This window comes from Stenotrophomonas sp. Steno-Z10-BAI (genome assembly GCF_056393115.1).
Window position 1 is genome coordinate 472,128 of sequence record NZ_JBWJOZ010000002.1, and the last position, 15,895, is coordinate 488,022.

Sequence of the window (15,895 nt, forward strand, 5' to 3'; positions counted from 1 at the left end):
TCGCGTTAAGGACATGCCGGCGTCTGTGACATTACAACTAATTGCATATCTTCAAGAGGGCAGCGCTCCTAAAGTCGTCGGCTTCATAACGACCGGCTATCCCGACATGACCACTCGCACCCTCAGTCGCCTGAACCGTCTGCGCCCGCTTTCGCTCGCCATTGCCGCGACCTGCGCGTGCAGCGGGCCCGTCCTGGCCCAGAGCCTGGGGCCGGTCGTCGCCGATGGTCACCCGCTCGACGTCATCTCGGGCAGCTATGCGTCCGCCGATGACGGAGCCGCCGGGTATGTCTTCCACGCGCTCAATGGCGGCAGTATCGGCTCCGGCGGGCCCGTATCGCTTACCGCCAGCGGTGCCAATACGGCCGCCGCCCGCGCCGAAAGTGCTGGCACGCTCATCTTCGCTGCGGGCGACATCACCACCTCGGGGGCCAGTGCGGTTGGGCTTTCTGTCGCCACGGGCGGCCGCATCGAGCTGCAGGCCGATGCTGGCGGACAGGGCACCAGGGTCGCCACGAGTGGCCGGGGCAGCACGGCGGCGCAGGTCGATTCGGGCACGCTGGTGATGGGCAATGCGACGCTGGAAACCACCGGTAGCGGGTCGCACGGGCTGGTGGCCACCGGCACTGCGCAGGTGGAGATGGTGGGAGGCCGGATCCAGACCAGCGGTGACCGGTCCCACGCCGTGATGGCAGACAACGCGGTGGTGACGCTGCGCGATGCACGGATCCAGACCGGTGCCAGCTACTCTGACGGCCTGTATGCGCTCAATGGTGGACGCATCGAGGGCGACAACGTGCAGGTCAGCACCGCAGCCGATGGCAGCGCCGGGGCGCGGGTGGCGGGGGGCGCTACGCTGTCGCTGATCAATTCCGATCTCCACGTCGCCGGCGAATACGCCATGGGCGTTGAACTCAGCGGTGGCACCTTGCGCATCGAGAACAGTGCACTGCGCTCGGACCACGAGCGTGGCGATGGTGTTTACCTCAGGGCGAACAGCCGGGCCGACATCATCGGGACGACGATCACGGCCGGGGGCTACGGGATCAACATCAACGGCGACGGCAGCGATGTGCGGCTGAGCGATGTGGAGATCACCGCAAACCGGCGCAGCGGCATCTGGATGCCCAGAGCGTCTGCTTTGACCATGCTTCGCGGCAGCATCACCACCAGCGGCGATGGTGGGGTGGGCATCGACAATCGCCAAGGCGTTGCAACGCTGGATGGGGTGACGATGCACACCGGTGGCGCCTCGGCGCATGGTCTGTATGCGTCCTACGACACGGGTGGGCGGCAGCCGCTCTTCGAAGCCGATGGCGTCGACGTCACCACCACCGGCGCAGGCAGCATTGGTGCGGTCGCACGTCTTGGCGGCATCGTGCATCTGCGCGACAGCACCCTGCTGACCACTGGCGCCAAGGGCTACGGCGTGCTCAGCGGTGGCCCGGGGGAGCTGACGCTGCGCGACACGCACGTGCGCACCCAGGGCCTGGAGGCCTATGCAGGCGTGGTCAATGCCAACGGCCGGCTGGATATCGATGGCGGCTCGCTGATCAGTGAGCGCCATGCTGCATTGTGGGTGCGTACCGCGCGTGAGGTGGCAGCACGCAACGGCGCCCAGCTGATCGGCGGCAATGGGACGTTGATGGATGTGGATGCTGCTTTCTCGAGCCCGTTCGAGCTCCACCTGGACCAGGATGTCTACGCGCAGGGCGACATCGCAATCACCCCGGAGGACATTGCCGCCGGCGTACCGGTACTGGCCGACATCCGCGTACGCCTCAACGGCCGTTCGCACTGGGTGGGCGCCACTACCGCGGTCAACCAGGTGGCGCTGTCCGACAACAGCCGCTGGACCCTCACGGGGGACGCCAGCGTCGGCCAGCTGAACCTGCAGGACAGTACCCTGGCCCTGTCGGCAGCGGGCAGCACGAGCTTCAACCGGCTCACCGTGTCCGGCGACGTCGAGGCGAACAATGCGCTGCTGATCTTCAACGGCGCGCTGGGCGATGACACCTCGCTGATCGACTTCCTGCACGTGCGCGGCGACACCCGCGGCAGCGCGGGCATCCAGGTCAACAATGTGCACGGCCTGGGCGCGCAGACGAGCAACGGCATCCAGCTGATCCAGGTCGATGGCCGGTCCGATGCGGCTTACACCTTGAACGGGCGGGCCGTGGCAGGCAGCTATGACTATTTCCTGCACAAGGGCGGCGTCACCACGCCCGGCGATGGGGGTTGGTACCTGCGCTCTGCGCTGACCCCGACCCCGCCGGACCCGTGCGATCTCGACCCGACTGGCCCCGGCTGCGTCACCGTACCGCCGCCGGACCCCTGCGATCTCGACCCCACTGGCCCAGGCTGTGTCATCGTGCCGCCGCCGGAACCGTGCGATCTCGACCCCACTGGCCCAGGCTGCGTCATCGTACCGACGCCGGAACCGTGTGAGGCCGACCCGACCGGCCCCGGCTGCGTCATCGTACCGCCGCCGGAACCGTGTGAGGCCGACCCCGCCGGCCCTGGCTGCGGCATCGTACCGCCGCCGGAACCGTGTGAGGCCGACCCCACTGGCCCCGGCTGCGGCATCGTACCGCCGGATCCCTGCGAAGCCGCGGAAGGCGACACCGCCTGCGATCGCCCGCCGCCGCCGCAGATCGTGCGGCCCGAAGCGGGGGCCTATCTGGCCAACCAGGCGGCCGCCGTGTCCCTGTTCCAGCATCGGCTGCAGGACCGTAATGGTGCTGACGGCATGGGCGAGGTGCGCGGTGCCGGTTGGCTGCGTGTCAGCAGCAGCCAGACCCGGCAGGACGTCGCCGGGCAGCTGGCACTGACAGGCCGTGCAACGGTGCTGATGGGCGGCCTGGATGTGTTGCATTGGGGCGGGGCCAGCCAGGGCAGCGCCGGTGTGCTGCTGGCGGCCGGGCAGGCCTCGACCGACGTGCGTTCGCGGCTGAGCGGTTATGCGGCGACGGGCACGGTAAAGGGCGGTGCGCTGGGCATCTATGCGACGTGGCTGCAGCGTCCGGGCGAAGGAACGGGCGCGTATGCCGATGGCTGGGTCCAGCATGGCCGCTACCGCAACACCGTGCAGGGCATCGGTCTGGCGAAGGAGCGTCAGGACGCGCAGACGCAGGCCGCCTCGGTTGAGACCGGCTACGCGTGGGCCATGCGGATGCGCAGCGGGACCCAACTGATGGTGCAGCCGCAGCTGCAGCTCACCTACACCGACTATCGTGCCGACCGGATCACCGAACACAACGGCACCCAGGTCGCCGTCGGTGCCGCGGGGGGGCTTTCCTCTCGATTGGGCGTGCGCCTGAGTGGTGACGTGCGCACCGAGGAGCGCCGCGTGCAGCCGTTCGTTGCTGCGCACTGGCTTCACGAGGGTGGCGGAAACCGGATCTGGATGGACGATGCGCTGATCGAGGGTGCGGTGCCGAAGAACCGTTACGAAGTGCGCGGCGGTGCGATGCTGCAGTTGGGGACGCGCTGGTCGGCGTGGGGCGACCTCGGCCTGCAGCGTGGCGATGCTGGGTATCGCAGTGTGAGTGCGCAGCTGGGCCTCAACGCACGCTGGTAAGCAGCGGCAGTACGCAAAGCACCAGCAGGTGAGCAGCGTCTGGATCGGCAGGGCTGCCCTGTGGATGCGCATGCAGCGCGGTTGAGGAGCGCATGCATAATCCATCTCACGGCCGGGCCGAAGCCCCGTGCACGCGAGGACCGGATGGTGTTGATCAGATTGCTCACCTTTGCGCTGCTGTTCGTCAGCGCCAGCGTCTGGGCCGCCACACCGGCGGCCCCTGTTTCGGCCCAACAGATCTTCAATCGCTGGCTCGCGGCCTACAACGTCGGCGATCCGGACACACTGCGGACCGTGCTGTCGACCTACGGCATCGACCACACCGCGCAGCGGTATCTGGATATCCGCGAGACCTTCGGCCCGTTCGAGGTGCTGACCAGAACCGTGGAGACACCCGATACCGTCGCGGCCATCGTGCGCGGCACAACCAGCGATCGCGGGGTGCTGATCACCGTGGCCATCGATCCTGCCAACAGACCGCGGCTCAAGACCTTGCAGCTGGAAGGCGTGGAGATACCCGTCGCCTTCCGGCCCGCGCGGCTTGAGATGCCCGCGCTCATCGCGCAGAGCCCTGCCCGTCTGGATGCGCTGGCAGCACAGGACAAGCTCTCCGGCACCTTTCTGCTGGCGCAGGACGGCAAGGTGCTGATGGCGTGGCAGGGCGGGCTGGCCGACCGGGAGCAGGGTATTCCGGTGGATAGCACCACGACATTCAGGCTCGCCTCGTTGAACAAGATGTTCACCGCGGTGGCGATCCTGCAGTTGGCCGAGGCGGGCAAGCTGACACTGGACGATAGGATTGCCCAGCATCTGAAGCATTACCCCAATCCGGCCGTCGCCACCGGTGTCACGATCCGGCAGCTGCTCAACCACACCAGCGGCCTTGGAGAGATCTTCGACGAGGCATTCGAGGCGCGGAAGACATCGCTCAAAACGCTGGCCGACTATTGGCCCGTCTATGGCGCTGCGGCCCCGGCCTTCAAACCCGGCACCCAGGACCAGTATTCCAACTACGGCTACATCCTGCTTGGCTCGATCATCGAGGCGGCATCGGGACAGTCTTACGATGCCTACGTCGAACAGCACATCTTTGCGCCGGCGGGCATGACTTCCACGGGAGCGGCGCCCGAGGCGACCCTGGTGCCAGGCCGCGCGGTGCCCTACACGCTGAGCGAGGGCCATTGGGTGCGCGAGACCAAGAGCCTGCCGTTGCGCGGTACATCGGCGGGCGGCGGTTACAGCACCGCCCAGGATCTGCTCCGGTTCGCCGAGGCGTTGCGCAGTGGCCGGCTGATCCCGGCCGCGGCATTGGACGCGGCCACCTCACCGCAGAATACCAAGGGCTGGTACGGCTACGGCTTCATGGTGAGCGGTGAGGGAGAGCAGCGCCAGTATGGCCACGAGGGTGGGGCGCCCGGTGCGAATGCCGCGCTCATCGTGCTGCCCAGCAACGGCTACGTGGTGATCGGGCTGAGCAATGTCGATCCCGATGCGATGGAGAACGTGGTCAACTTCGTCGGCAACCGTCTGCCGCTGCCGCAGCGCGGCCTCAGCGCCAGCCCAGCAGCGCCGGCAACGACGAGGCCAGCAACGCGATCCCGGACACGGTGAGCAGGCTGAGCACGATCTGCCGGAACCGCAGGTCGCTGATGCCGATGTACAGGCGGGTGCCGAGCAGGGTCGGGATCAACATGGCTGGCGCCACGATGGCAAACATCGGCAGCATTTCGCGGGTGACGATGCCGGTGCCGACATAGGTGCCCATAGTCACCAGCAGCATGGACAGGTTGAAGTTCTGGACCACGGAGCGCTGCACGTCACGCTCATAACCGCGCAGCGTGCACCACAGCGTCGGCAGGGTGCCGGTGAAGCCGCCCAGGCCGCCCATGATGCCGCCGGCAAATCCCACCACACCATCGGCCGCCCGCCCGCCCGCCGTGACCCGCGGCAGCTGGCGGGACAGCAGCATCGCCGGGCACCACAGCACCAGCAAGGTGCCCAGGATCGCCTTGAGCCAGTGCATGTCGAGCAGGGGCAGCAGGTAGACGCCCAGCGGAATGCCGGCCAACCCGCCCAGCACGAAAGGCAGCAGGGTCTTCAGATTGAAGCCGCGGCGCACGGTGAACGCCGCCAGCAGCTGGCCGGTCAGGGCACCGAACACCGAGAGGGTGGCCGCCAGCCTGGGATCCAGCACCCACGCCCAGAAGGAGAGCGCCACCAGCCCGAACGCGAAGCCCGACAGCCCCTGCACAAAGCCCGCCACGATGGCGCCCAACGCCACCACCAGGTAGATCGAATCCACGACGACTCCTTACTGCGCGTCCGCGAACGCATCCGTCGCGCGCACCAGGGCATCGGCGGTCGCCGGTTCCGTTGCGCTGTGACCGGACACCACCATCTGCAGCGAGGCCTCGGGCCAGACACAGGCCAGGTCCCACGCACTGCGGGCCGGGCAGATGATGTCGTAGCGGCCCTGCACGATCACGCCCGGCAGATGCCGGATGCGGTCGATATCGCGAAGCAGCTGCGCATGATCGAGGAAGGCATGGTTGCGGAAGTAATGCGCTTCGATGCGCGCCTTGGCCAGGGTGTGCAGCGGATCGTCACCGGACACCGCGTCGACGTCGTGTTCCAGCGTGGCAGCGTGATCTTCCCACCCCAGCCAGGCCTGCGCGGCGGCGATGCGGGTCGCTTGGTCCGGACTGTCCAGGCGACGCCAGTATGCGGCGATCATGTCGCCGCGTTCGTCTTCAGGGATATGCGCCTCGTAGGCCGCCCAGCGCTCCGGGAACACCCAGCGCGCACCGCCATCGGCTTCGGCAAACCAGCGATTCTCTTCGGCACGGCCCAGATAGACCCCTCGAAGAATGAGGCCGGTGGCGCGTTCCGGATGGGCCTGGGCGTAGGCGAGTGCCAGCGTGGAGCCCCAGGACCCGCCGAACACCAGCCAGCGCTCGATGCCCAGCCGCGCGCGGATGATCTCCACGTCGGCGACCAGGTGCTGCGTCGTGTTGTCCCGCAGCTCACCGAACGGGGTGGAGCGGCCGCTGCCGCGCTGGTCGATCAGGACGATGCGATACCGTGACGGGTCAAAAAAGCGCCGGTGGGTGGGCGATACGCCGGCACCCGGCCCGCCATGCAGGAACACCACCGGGATGCCGTCCGCAGCGCCGCACTCCTCGACGAACAAGGTGTGCAGGTCATCGACCGCCACCTGATGGGTGCGGAAGGGTGTGATCGCGGGATAAAGCGTGCGCATGGTGGGCGTCCTACGGAAAACTGACGCCCCATGATACCGCCCGGGTTCGTCGAGCCGCGTCCGTGACGCGTCACAATGGCGGCGCGCTGTCCCTGTCGCGCTGCACCCGCGTCCGATACGCCGCCACGTTGTCACCGCGGATGCGTCGCTCCTGCGTGCCGATCACCGTATCGACCTTGCGGTCCGCGCCGGTCACCGGCTTGGCATCGATCGCGGTATCACGCTCGAACGCATGCGATTTGTCGGTGTTGCGGTAGTACCGGTACAACGCCCAGTACAACGCCGTGGCACCGGCGGGGCCGGCGGCAAGCAGCCAGAGTCCACTGTCATCGCTCATGAGGCAGCTACCAGGAAGAAGAGAACGAGGGCTTCAATGATGGTGCCGGTGGTCAGCGCGGCCAGCAGCAGCTTCCACTGCTGCACCGGCACGCTGCCCATGGTTTCACCGGTGCGGCCATTCACCGCGATGTAGTGCAGCATGCCGCCATTGCGGCCCGGCTGGTGGTACGAGTACAGCCACACCGGCAGGTACATCGATACCCAGCGCGTGCCGTGCACATCCACGCGCTCGCGTTCCCAGCGCACGCCACGATCGTAGCGGCGCACCGAGCCTTCCACCTGGGCGCGGGCGATCGACAGCAGCTGGTCTTCCAGCCGTGGGCGCAGCTTTTCCACGTCGAGGTTGCGCTTTTCCGAGGTGAAGCCGGCCAGATAGGAGGCGTTCCACTTCAGGGCGTTCTTGGTGTCGAACGGAAGGATCGCGTTGATGATGTTGTTGGTGTTGGTCTGCGTATCGAGGTTGCCACGCTCGGCCGAGGATTCCATGGTGAGATCGTCCACGGTGAAATCCACCTGGCGATCCACCTGGTAAACGTCGGCGTCGTAATACGTTTTCTTGTTCTTCTCGGTGCCGCGCGTGTACTGCCGGGTCTGGATCTCGCCCTTGCCCGATACGCTGGCGCTGACATTGCTGTCCACCACCATGTAGGGCAGGTAAACGCCGGAGACATTCTCGGGCGTGAACTGATCCTTGAACGCCTTCAGTGCGAACAGGCGGCGCTTGTCCACGAACTGGCGGATCCGCGCGACCGCATCGTCCTTGCTGATATGGAACGGCAGCACCGCATCGGGCACCGCGCCATTGGAGATCTGCTCGTTGACCCCGAACACATGGCGGCACCAGTGGCAGCGTGCGGTCATGGTGCTTTCGGTGTTGATCGTGACTTCGGCACCGCAGCCAGTGCACTTGAAACTCATCAGGCTGGCGGTATCGGCTTCGATGTCGCGTGCGCCCGAGGCGATGACCGTGCCGCGCAGCTCACCGATGCCTTCACCAAAGCCAAAGGCCTCCTCAACGCGCTCACCGTGCCATTCGTGCCGGCAGAACTGGCAGACCAGCACATCGGTGCCCAGCTTGAGCCGTATATCGCTGGAGCCGCACTTCGGGCAGCGGTTGAGACCGTCCTTCAGCTCGGCCGCGGCGGTGTCCAGCGCGACCGGATCCGGGGCCTGCACCTCATCGCGGATGGGCTGGGGCAGGGTGGCTGGATCCACCGGGAAACTGCCCGGCAACGGCGGCACCTCTCGGGGCGAGCCCGGGCCAGTGACCGGGGCCACCGGGGAAGGCGGCAACGGCGGCGGAACCGCCGGGATCGGCGGTGGAATCTTGGGGTCGGACATGGTGTCGGTGCGCTCGGTGTCTTACAGCCCCAGCGCCTTGGCCTTGAGCTTGTCGTAGTCGTCCTGGGTGATCAGGCCGAGGTCCAGCATCTCTTTGGCCTTCTTGAGCTTGGCGACCGGATCGTCCGCCGCCGGGGCAACCGGCTGCTGCATGCCGCCGACCCCGAGCATGCCCGAGGCCATGCCCACGCCGACCAGGCCGGCCGCGCCGCCGTTCTCGCCCGCCGACTGGATGCCCTGGGCCACACTGGCCTGCAGGTTGGAATTGCCACGCGAGCCGGCCAGGGCATCGGCGCGCTGCACGGTCTTGAGCAGCTCGCGGGTGTTGGCGTCGTACTCGATCGAGACAATGGCGGTCTTGACGATGGCCAGGCCACGGTCGGACTTCCATTGGTAACCCTGCTCGACGGCAGCGGACAGGCTCTGCGCAAAGCCGAGCGAATCCTGCTGCAGCTTGGTGATGCGGTTGCCCTTGCCGGGATCGTTCGTATACAGGCTGAAGGCTGGCGCGAGCGAGCCCACCACTTCATTGAACAGCTGGCTGGCGGCGGCGTTATCCAGATCGGTGAAATCGAACACCTGGCCGGGCTGGAGGTAGCTGGCCGGCACGAAATTCTTCACGAACAGGATCGGATCGACGATCTTCAGCGTGTACGAGCCGCGCGTGACCGCGCCGACCTGCGTGCCGAGGAAACCGTCATCCCAGTAGATTTCGGACTGCGTGCCGAAACGGTTGTCCGGCAGTTCCTTCAGTGAGACGAAGAACGCCGCCTGCTGCGACCCTGGCTGGCCGCCGAACTTGAAGCGCTCCCAGCTCTGCTTGATCAGCGGGCTGACGAACCCGTCGCCGGCGAAGATCGACTGCGAATTGGTATCGTCCGAGCGCCATTCATAGCCACCCGGTTCGGCAACGAAGCCGGTGATCGCGCCGTCCTGGAACAGCAGCAGGCCGTACCCTTCGGGCACGACGATCTTCGAGCCGTTGGTGATGATGTTGGAGGAGGCGCTGGTGTTGGAGCCGCGCCCGGCATTGGTGCCACGCGGCACCGCCGCGAACAGCGCTGCCGTGGAGGGCAGGCCCGTCGGCACGGTGTAGAAATCCTTCCACTGGTCGGCCAGAACGCCACCGACTGCCCCTGCCACTGCCTGACGAAGACCCATGACCCACTCCCTGAGATTCGTGGACGGGCACCGTGCCCGCCATGCTCGTCTGACTATATCAGCAGCCAGTGCGCCGGCAGTGGCGCCCTGATCCGGCCGCGGTGCCGGTCAGGTAGCGGCTGCATCCAAACGGCTCCGCCGCCCGTAGACCGCCCATGAACCCCAACTCGCCGATCGCCCGGAAGTGGCCTACGATGGACGCTGACCTGCCTGCTGCAAGGATGACGCCCTTCGAGGCTGCCCGGATGACTGCCGCGCCTGCTCAACACCCGGTGGAGCTGAAAGCCTGGGCTGCGGACGTGGCGGCGATCGCCAGTACGCGGGATCGTGAGTGTTTCATGCGGATCTACGATCACTTCATGCCGCGCCTGTGCCGATATCTGAACGGGCTGGGCGCGCCCCACGGCGTGGCCGAGGACCTGGCCCAGGAGGTCCTGCTCAAGTTGTGGAACCGCGCCGATCTCTACGATCCGATGCGGAGCAGCCTGGGCACCTGGCTGTACCGGGTGGCCCGCAACCTCCATATCGATCGCGTGCGGCGCGAGCACATCTGGGTGCATGCCCATGACGTGGTGGAGCAGGCGGCAGAGCAGGACGACGGGCGCGGCTCTCTGGCCGAGCTGCACACCGAGCATGTCCGGCTCAAGCAACGGCTGGATGAACTGTCCGCCACCCAGGCACGGTTGATCCGGATGTCCTATTTCGAAGCAAAGACCCATGCCGAGATCGCCAACGAGTTGAACATGCCGCTGGGCACGGTGAAATCACATATCCGGCGGGCCTTCCTGCAACTGCAGGCGTTGATGGGAGAGCAGCGATGAATCCTCGGCACCATCTGGATCCGGCCACCGTGCTGGGGTTTGCGACCAGTACGTTGGCCCCGGAGATGTCCGTGGTCGCCGCTGCCCATCTGGAAGGGTGCGCCCACTGCCGGGAGCAGCTGCGTTCGGCCGAGCGTTTGGGGGGCGTGTTGCTGGAGCAGCAGTTGTCGCCGCCCGCCGACGAACATCGGCAGGCCGCGTTGCGTGAGGCGATGCTGGGTAGGCTGGAGGCCACACCCTCCGCTGGGCCACCAACGCTGCGACGGGACGACGTGGAGCATGGCACCGCGGGCGCGCACGATCCGGATCGGATGCCGGCCGCGCTTGAGCCGCATTTCGGCAGCTCCTACCGCTCGCTGAAATGGCGCTGGATGGCGCCGGGTGTCCACTGCATACGTGCACCGGCGCACCCGTCGTTGATCATGCTCAAGATCGCCCCTGGCAAATGCCTGCCCATGCACAGCCATGGCAACAGCGAGCTGACCCAGATTCTCCGCGGCGCTTATGACGATTCCCTGGGGCATTTCGCTCCCGGCGATGTGGCCGATCTGGACAGCGACGTCGAGCATCAGCCCGTGACCACCCCCGGTGTGGCGTGCATCTGTGTGTCAGCGCTGGATGCGCCGCTGGTCTTCAGCGGGTGGTTCGCGCGCAAGCTGCAGCAGGTGTTCAAACTCTGACGGGGCGCGGTGTGATCGCGGCCTGTTCGAACACCTGCATCACCGCGGCCGGCGCCATGGGCCGGGCAAGCAGGTAGCCCTGCACTTCATCGACCCCCATCGCGGCCAATAAATCCACCTGCGCCTGATGCTCGACCCCCTCGGCCACGGTGAGGTAGCCCAGCTCGTGGGCCAGATGATGGATGGCCGAAACTTTGGCGCGCGCGCGCGAACTGCTGGCGATGCCGTCGATCAGTGACTTGTCCAGCTTGACCGTGTGGATGGGAAGGTCGGACAGGTAGCTGAAATTGCTGTAGCCACTGCCGAAGTCATCGATCGCCACCGTGATGCCGGCCTGTGCCATCGCCGCGATGTGGCCGATGGCCGGCGATCCCGGGCGCAGCCATTCGCCTTCGGTGATCTCCAGTTCGATCATCGAGAACGGCAGCGCCCTGTGCTCCAGCTTGCTGCGGATGTCCTGCCAGGCCGAGGCATTGGACAGATAGCTGCTGGACAGGTTGATCGAGACCGGAATGTCCTGTCCTTGGGCGCGCCACGCCTGGACCTGATCCAGCGCGGTGTCCAGGACCCAGTGGGTGACCTCGTCCATCAGCGCCGTCCGCTCGAAGACCGGAATGAACTCGCCCGGGCTGATCGGCCCCAGGGTAGGGTGGGTCCACCGGATCAACGCTTCGGCCGAGACCGGGCGCCGACCGTCCAGGGTGAAGCGCGGCTGGTAGTCCAGGTGGAAGTCACCGGCCTGCAGCCCGCGTTCGGCATCCGAGGCCAGGCGGTAGGCACGGTGCATCGTGTCGTCGCGCTGTTCGGAGTACCAGCAGAACGGCTGTCGGGCATCGAACGCACCCTGCGTGCTGACCAGCAGCCGTCGCAGCAGGTCGTGGCTGTCCTCTTCGTCCGGATCGACGGCACAGATGCCGGCATGGAAGCGGGGTGACATCGGGACCGCAGCGGCCATCAGCGGACGCAGCATGCGCGTTCTCAACTCCAGGATCAGCGCCTCGACCTGTGCCGCGGCAGGCATCTCGACCACGAAGGCGAACCGCGTCACCCCCACGTGGTAGACCGTCGCCACGCCCTCCAGCGCGGCGCGCAGGCGGACACCGGCGCGCCGGATCAGGGCCTCCAGCGGGCGCAGGCCCAGCACCTGGCCCACCTGGTTGGCCTGCGGAATGTCGAGGATGTCCACCGCAACGGCATAGGCCGTTCCTTGGGCGCAACGCGCGAGGATGCCGGGCAGATCCGCATGGAACTGGTGCCGGCTTGGCAGGCCGCTGACCGGATCCAGCCGACCGGACATCGCCCGCAGCTCCAGCTGCGCGACCACCAGTTCGGCCAGGGTGCTCAGTTGCTCCTGATCCCCCTGATCGAACGTGCGCGGGCGCGTGTCCATGATGCACAAGGCCCCGATGGGCACGCCGTTCTTGGCCACCAGGGGGGCGCCGGCGTAGAAGCGCAGATGCGGGCTGTGGGTGACCAGCGGGTTGTCCCGGAAGCGGGGGTCCTGCTGGAGATCGGGCACCACCAGCACGCCCTCGGAGGTGACGGCGTGGGCGCAGATCGAGGCGCGGATGTCGGTCTGCGCCATGGGCAGGCCGATCCGGGAAAGGAAGCGCTGCTCCACATCCCCGAGGATGGAGACGAACGCCACCGGGGCATCGAAGGTGTACCCGGCAAGTGCCGTAAGCCGGTCCAGCGCAGGCACGGATGCCAGGCCATCGAGCTGCATGGCACTGAGGACCGCGCTGCGTTCGTCGCGTTGTGAGGTGGGGGGAGTCATTCCACGCTATACGGACGAAACACGCCCCTGGATGCGCTTACCAGTCGGTCGGCGCGTAGTCCTTCAGGAACTGGCCCCAGACATGTTCGCCGGTGTTGAACCCGTGGATGATCGGATCAACGATGCGCGCAGCGCCGTCGACGATATCCAGCGGCGGATGGAAGCGCTCTTCCTTCACCTTCTTGGCCGCGATGTCCGCCGGATCCTCGTCGGTCACCCAGCCGGTGTCCACACTGTTCATGTGGATGCCGTCGTTCTGGTAATCGGCGGCCGAGGTGCGCGTCATCATGTTCAACGCGGCCTTGGCCATGTTGGTGTGCGGATGGCGGGTGGTCTTGAAGTTGCGGTAGAACTGCCCCTCCATCGCCGAGACGTTGACGATGTGCTTGTCACGCTCAGGCGTGCGCAGCATCAGCGGCTTCAGGCGCGCATTGATGATGAACGGCGCGATGGCATTGACCAGCTGGGTTTCCAGCAGTTCCACCGACGGCACTTCGGCCATCAGCATGCGCCAGGAGTTGCGACCGCGCAGATCCACCTGCTGCAGGTCCTGATCCAACCGGCCATCCGGGAACAGATGCTGCTGGGCGACCAGCTCATCCTCCAGCAGCGGGACCTGCGACAGCTCGGCGGCACGGGTCAGACCATTGGCGGCATTGAAATCACGCCCCTGGACCACCGGCAGCGCGGCCGAGGCGGTGGTGCCGAGCAGTTCGGCACTGCGCAGGCCCTCGTAATCGCCGATCAGCTTGCGCAGCGTCTCGGGCACCTCATGCAGCGCGGCGGTTTCGCCGGCCATCATGTGCGCATAGAACTGCGGCGGGCGGCGCACGGTCTGGCAGGCGTTGTTGATGATGAAATCCAGACGCGAACGGGTGGCCAGCAGCTCGTTGCAGAAGGCCTCCACGCTCGGGGTATGGCGCAGGTCCAGGCCGTACACCTGCAGGCGGTGGCCCCAGACGCCGAAGTCCGGCTCTTCGGCGTAGCGCGCGGCCGAATCCCGCGGGAAGCGCGTGGTCACGATCAGCTCGGCACCGGCCCGCAGCAGCTTCAGGCCGGCCTGGTAGCCGATCTTGACCCGGCCGCCGGTCAGCAGCGCGACGCGCCCGGTGAGGTCCGCCGTCTCGGTGCGCTTGACGAAGTTCAGCTCGGCGCAGGCCGGGCACATCTGGTCATAGAAGTGGTGCAGCTGGGTGAACTTCTGCTTGCAGACATAGCAATGGCGCAGTTCCGGGGAATGCACCGGTTCCGGCGTGGCCGCCGCATTCTGGCCGTTGGAGGCGTCATGCAGGCCGGCCGCGTGCGGCGGGAAATAGTTCGGGGTGCTGAACACCGGCTTGCGGCGCAGGGCGCGGATACCGGTCTGCGCCAGCAGCGCCTCGGACTTGGCCACCTTTTCCTGGTGCCGCGCCTTGGCCTGCTGCTTCAGCTTGGCCCGGCGGGCCTTGGGCTCGGGGTGATACACCTTGGCCACCACCTGGTGCAGGCGCACGCGGTCTGCTTCGGGCAGCGTATCGAGCACGCTGCGGTCGGCTTCGATGGCCTCCAGCAGGTCCAGCGCGGTGCGCAGGCGGTCGGTCAGGGGCAGGTCGTCGTCGGCAAGGGGCAGGGCGGTGGTATTCAATTCGGATCCGGAAAGCAGCAGGAAGACAGGCATGGGCCGCCGCGCGACGGCCCCTGATGGGGGCATCCGCCAGCAGCCCGGGGCATACGGTGGGTGGCTATTGTCCCTGATCCTGAGTCTGCTTGCTTTCCCGTCGCCATCAACCTGAATGGAGAAAGCGTGTGCGGGCCCATTTCAGGGTCACACCGTTCCGCTTGCCCTTGGGCACCAGCTTCAGGCCCTCCGGATCAAGGGTCAACGTATAGACCTCGTCGTCGATCTGGACTTCCCGGCGGAGTGGTTTATCGAGTGGCGTCATGACGTGCTACGGCTTCGGCGGCGATTCGCGCTTCGGCTCCGCACCGGTCCCGGTGCCATGCCCGGAGTCCTGCTGTTCGGAGGCGGCTGTACCACTGCCGCCCCCGGGCACGTTACGGGCGGGCTCACTGCCTGCCGCCGGGGCAGGCTGCTCGATGGTATCGGCGTGCTTGCCCTGATCGGTAGGCTCGGCCTGATTGCAGGCCGACAACGCCATCGCCGCGAGGGCACTGAACAACAGGGTTCGCATGGCAACTCTCCGGAACTGAGACTAGCCCGCGTTGTAGCGCTGATTCCGTGCGCGGTGCGTGAGTCATCACTTATCACTCCGTGATGACAGACAGGGGGAGTAGCCTTGTCGCCGTCGAAGCTTAGCCGTTCCGTGGTCTACGGGCGGGGAGCCGGCGTGTTACGGAGCAGAGTTCACATCATGAGTATTCCCGAGGGATTGGACGAGCATCGTCGGGGGCAAGGCCTCACACGACGAGGCTTCCTTCTTGCGGTCGGTTCGGTTTCACTGCTCGCAGCCTGCCGTGACAAAGCGCCTGCCGTTGCAGGGCCGGCCGCAACAGCGCCCGCGGCCAAGACCGACACCGCCTTCCTCGAGCTCTCTTACGCGCTGACCGGTAAGACCGATCTGGACCCGGCCACGGCCGACCGGATCGAGCAGGCGTTCGCCCAACTTCAGCCCGAGCTGCATGCGCAGTTCCCCACCCTGGTCACCCTGGCAGGGCAGGTCAGTGGTGCGCAGGCGCTGGTCGCGGCCGCCGGCGATGCCAAGCCGGCGGCGTTGGCCATCATCACCGCGTGGTACACCGGCACCGTGGGCAAAGGCGTGCACGCCGTGACCGTGTCCTACCGCGATGCGCTGATGCAGCGCTGCGTGGATGACGGTCTTTCACCACCGACCTACGTCCAAGGCGGCCCCGCCTGGTGGACCGCTGAGCCGCCGGCCCCGATTCGAGCACGCGCCTAAGTCCGCGCGGCCATCTTTCTTCTGTTCTAGATCTGGATTC

14 protein-coding genes are annotated in these 15,895 nt (G+C 66.7%); 5 read left to right on the forward strand and 9 right to left on the reverse strand.

The genetic code is table 11. The features are described from left to right. Positions 1 to 106: 106 nt before the first annotated feature. Both AC06E9_RS07030 and AC06E9_RS07035 read left to right on the forward strand, forming a co-directional pair. Positions 107 to 3,580: an autotransporter outer membrane beta-barrel domain-containing protein gene (locus AC06E9_RS07030; RefSeq protein WP_478055780.1), complete on the forward strand. Its 3,474-nt coding sequence runs from the start codon at positions 107 to 109 to the stop codon at positions 3,578 to 3,580. A gap of 144 nt (positions 3,581 to 3,724) precedes the next feature. After that, positions 3,725 to 5,191, forward strand: a complete 1,467-nt coding sequence (locus tag AC06E9_RS07035) for a serine hydrolase domain-containing protein (protein WP_121036878.1) — start codon at positions 3,725 to 3,727, stop codon at positions 5,189 to 5,191. Here AC06E9_RS07035 and AC06E9_RS07040 read toward each other — a convergent pair. The 5 genes from AC06E9_RS07040 to AC06E9_RS07060 form a co-directional block, all read right to left on the reverse strand. Then, complete coding sequence (locus AC06E9_RS07040) at positions 5,130 to 5,882, reverse strand: sulfite exporter TauE/SafE family protein (protein WP_152153127.1); 753 nt, start codon at positions 5,880 to 5,882, stop codon at positions 5,130 to 5,132. The two genes, AC06E9_RS07035 and AC06E9_RS07040, sit on opposite strands and share 62 nt — an antisense overlap. A gap of 9 nt (positions 5,883 to 5,891) precedes the next feature. Beyond that, complete coding sequence (gene pip / locus AC06E9_RS07045) at positions 5,892 to 6,839, reverse strand: prolyl aminopeptidase (protein ID WP_282260027.1); 948 nt, start codon at positions 6,837 to 6,839, stop codon at positions 5,892 to 5,894. 70 nt (positions 6,840 to 6,909) lie between these two features. Further along, a complete protein-coding gene (locus tag AC06E9_RS07050; RefSeq protein ID WP_461769868.1) occupies positions 6,910 to 7,176 on the reverse strand; it encodes a hypothetical protein in 267 nt (88 codons plus the stop codon). After that, a complete protein-coding gene (locus tag AC06E9_RS07055) occupies positions 7,173 to 8,519 on the reverse strand; it encodes a TFIIB-type zinc ribbon-containing protein (protein ID WP_121036874.1) in 1,347 nt (448 codons plus the stop codon). Before AC06E9_RS07055 ends, AC06E9_RS07050 begins: the two co-directional genes overlap by 4 nt. Before the next feature lie 21 nt (positions 8,520 to 8,540). Next, complete coding sequence (locus AC06E9_RS07060) at positions 8,541 to 9,680, reverse strand: SPFH domain-containing protein (RefSeq protein ID WP_121036873.1); 1,140 nt, start codon at positions 9,678 to 9,680, stop codon at positions 8,541 to 8,543. Between the two features lie 194 nt (positions 9,681 to 9,874). Between AC06E9_RS07060 and AC06E9_RS07065 the strand changes: the two genes are divergently transcribed. Beyond that, on the forward strand, positions 9,875 to 10,501 hold the full coding sequence (locus AC06E9_RS07065) for a sigma-70 family RNA polymerase sigma factor (RefSeq protein ID WP_282260023.1): 627 nt from the start codon (positions 9,875 to 9,877) through the stop codon (positions 10,499 to 10,501). Next, entirely contained in the window at positions 10,498 to 11,181 is a 684-nt protein-coding gene (locus AC06E9_RS07070; RefSeq protein ID WP_478055781.1) for a ChrR family anti-sigma-E factor, read from the forward strand. Before AC06E9_RS07065 ends, AC06E9_RS07070 begins: the two co-directional genes overlap by 4 nt. On the opposite strand, the gene AC06E9_RS07075 is transcribed toward AC06E9_RS07070, so the two are convergent. The 4 genes from AC06E9_RS07075 to AC06E9_RS07090 all read right to left on the reverse strand — a co-directional run bounded on the left by AC06E9_RS07075 (position 11,171) and on the right by AC06E9_RS07090 (position 15,129). After that, positions 11,171 to 12,958, reverse strand: coding sequence for an EAL domain-containing protein (locus AC06E9_RS07075; protein WP_478055782.1), 1,788 nt, complete (start codon positions 12,956 to 12,958; stop codon positions 11,171 to 11,173). The genes AC06E9_RS07070 and AC06E9_RS07075 overlap by 11 nt on opposite strands. Before the next feature lie 37 nt (positions 12,959 to 12,995). Continuing rightward, complete coding sequence (locus AC06E9_RS07080) at positions 12,996 to 14,582, reverse strand: SDR family NAD(P)-dependent oxidoreductase (RefSeq protein WP_478055783.1); 1,587 nt, start codon at positions 14,580 to 14,582, stop codon at positions 12,996 to 12,998. A gap of 139 nt (positions 14,583 to 14,721) precedes the next feature. Continuing rightward, positions 14,722 to 14,880 (reverse strand): hypothetical protein, encoded by a 159-nt coding sequence (locus AC06E9_RS07085; RefSeq protein ID WP_478055784.1) that lies wholly within the window; start codon positions 14,878 to 14,880, stop codon positions 14,722 to 14,724. Between the two features lie 6 nt (positions 14,881 to 14,886). Beyond that, the gene (locus AC06E9_RS07090; RefSeq protein WP_121036869.1) at positions 14,887 to 15,129 is read right to left on the reverse strand and encodes a hypothetical protein; all 243 of its coding nucleotides are present in this window, start codon (positions 15,127 to 15,129) and stop codon (positions 14,887 to 14,889) included. Positions 15,130 to 15,309: 180 nt separating this feature from the next. Between AC06E9_RS07090 and AC06E9_RS07095 the strand changes: the two genes are divergently transcribed. Beyond that, the gene (locus AC06E9_RS07095) at positions 15,310 to 15,855 is read left to right on the forward strand and encodes a sugar dehydrogenase complex small subunit (RefSeq protein ID WP_478055785.1); all 546 of its coding nucleotides are present in this window, start codon (positions 15,310 to 15,312) and stop codon (positions 15,853 to 15,855) included. The last annotated feature ends 40 nt before the right edge of the window (positions 15,856 to 15,895 follow it).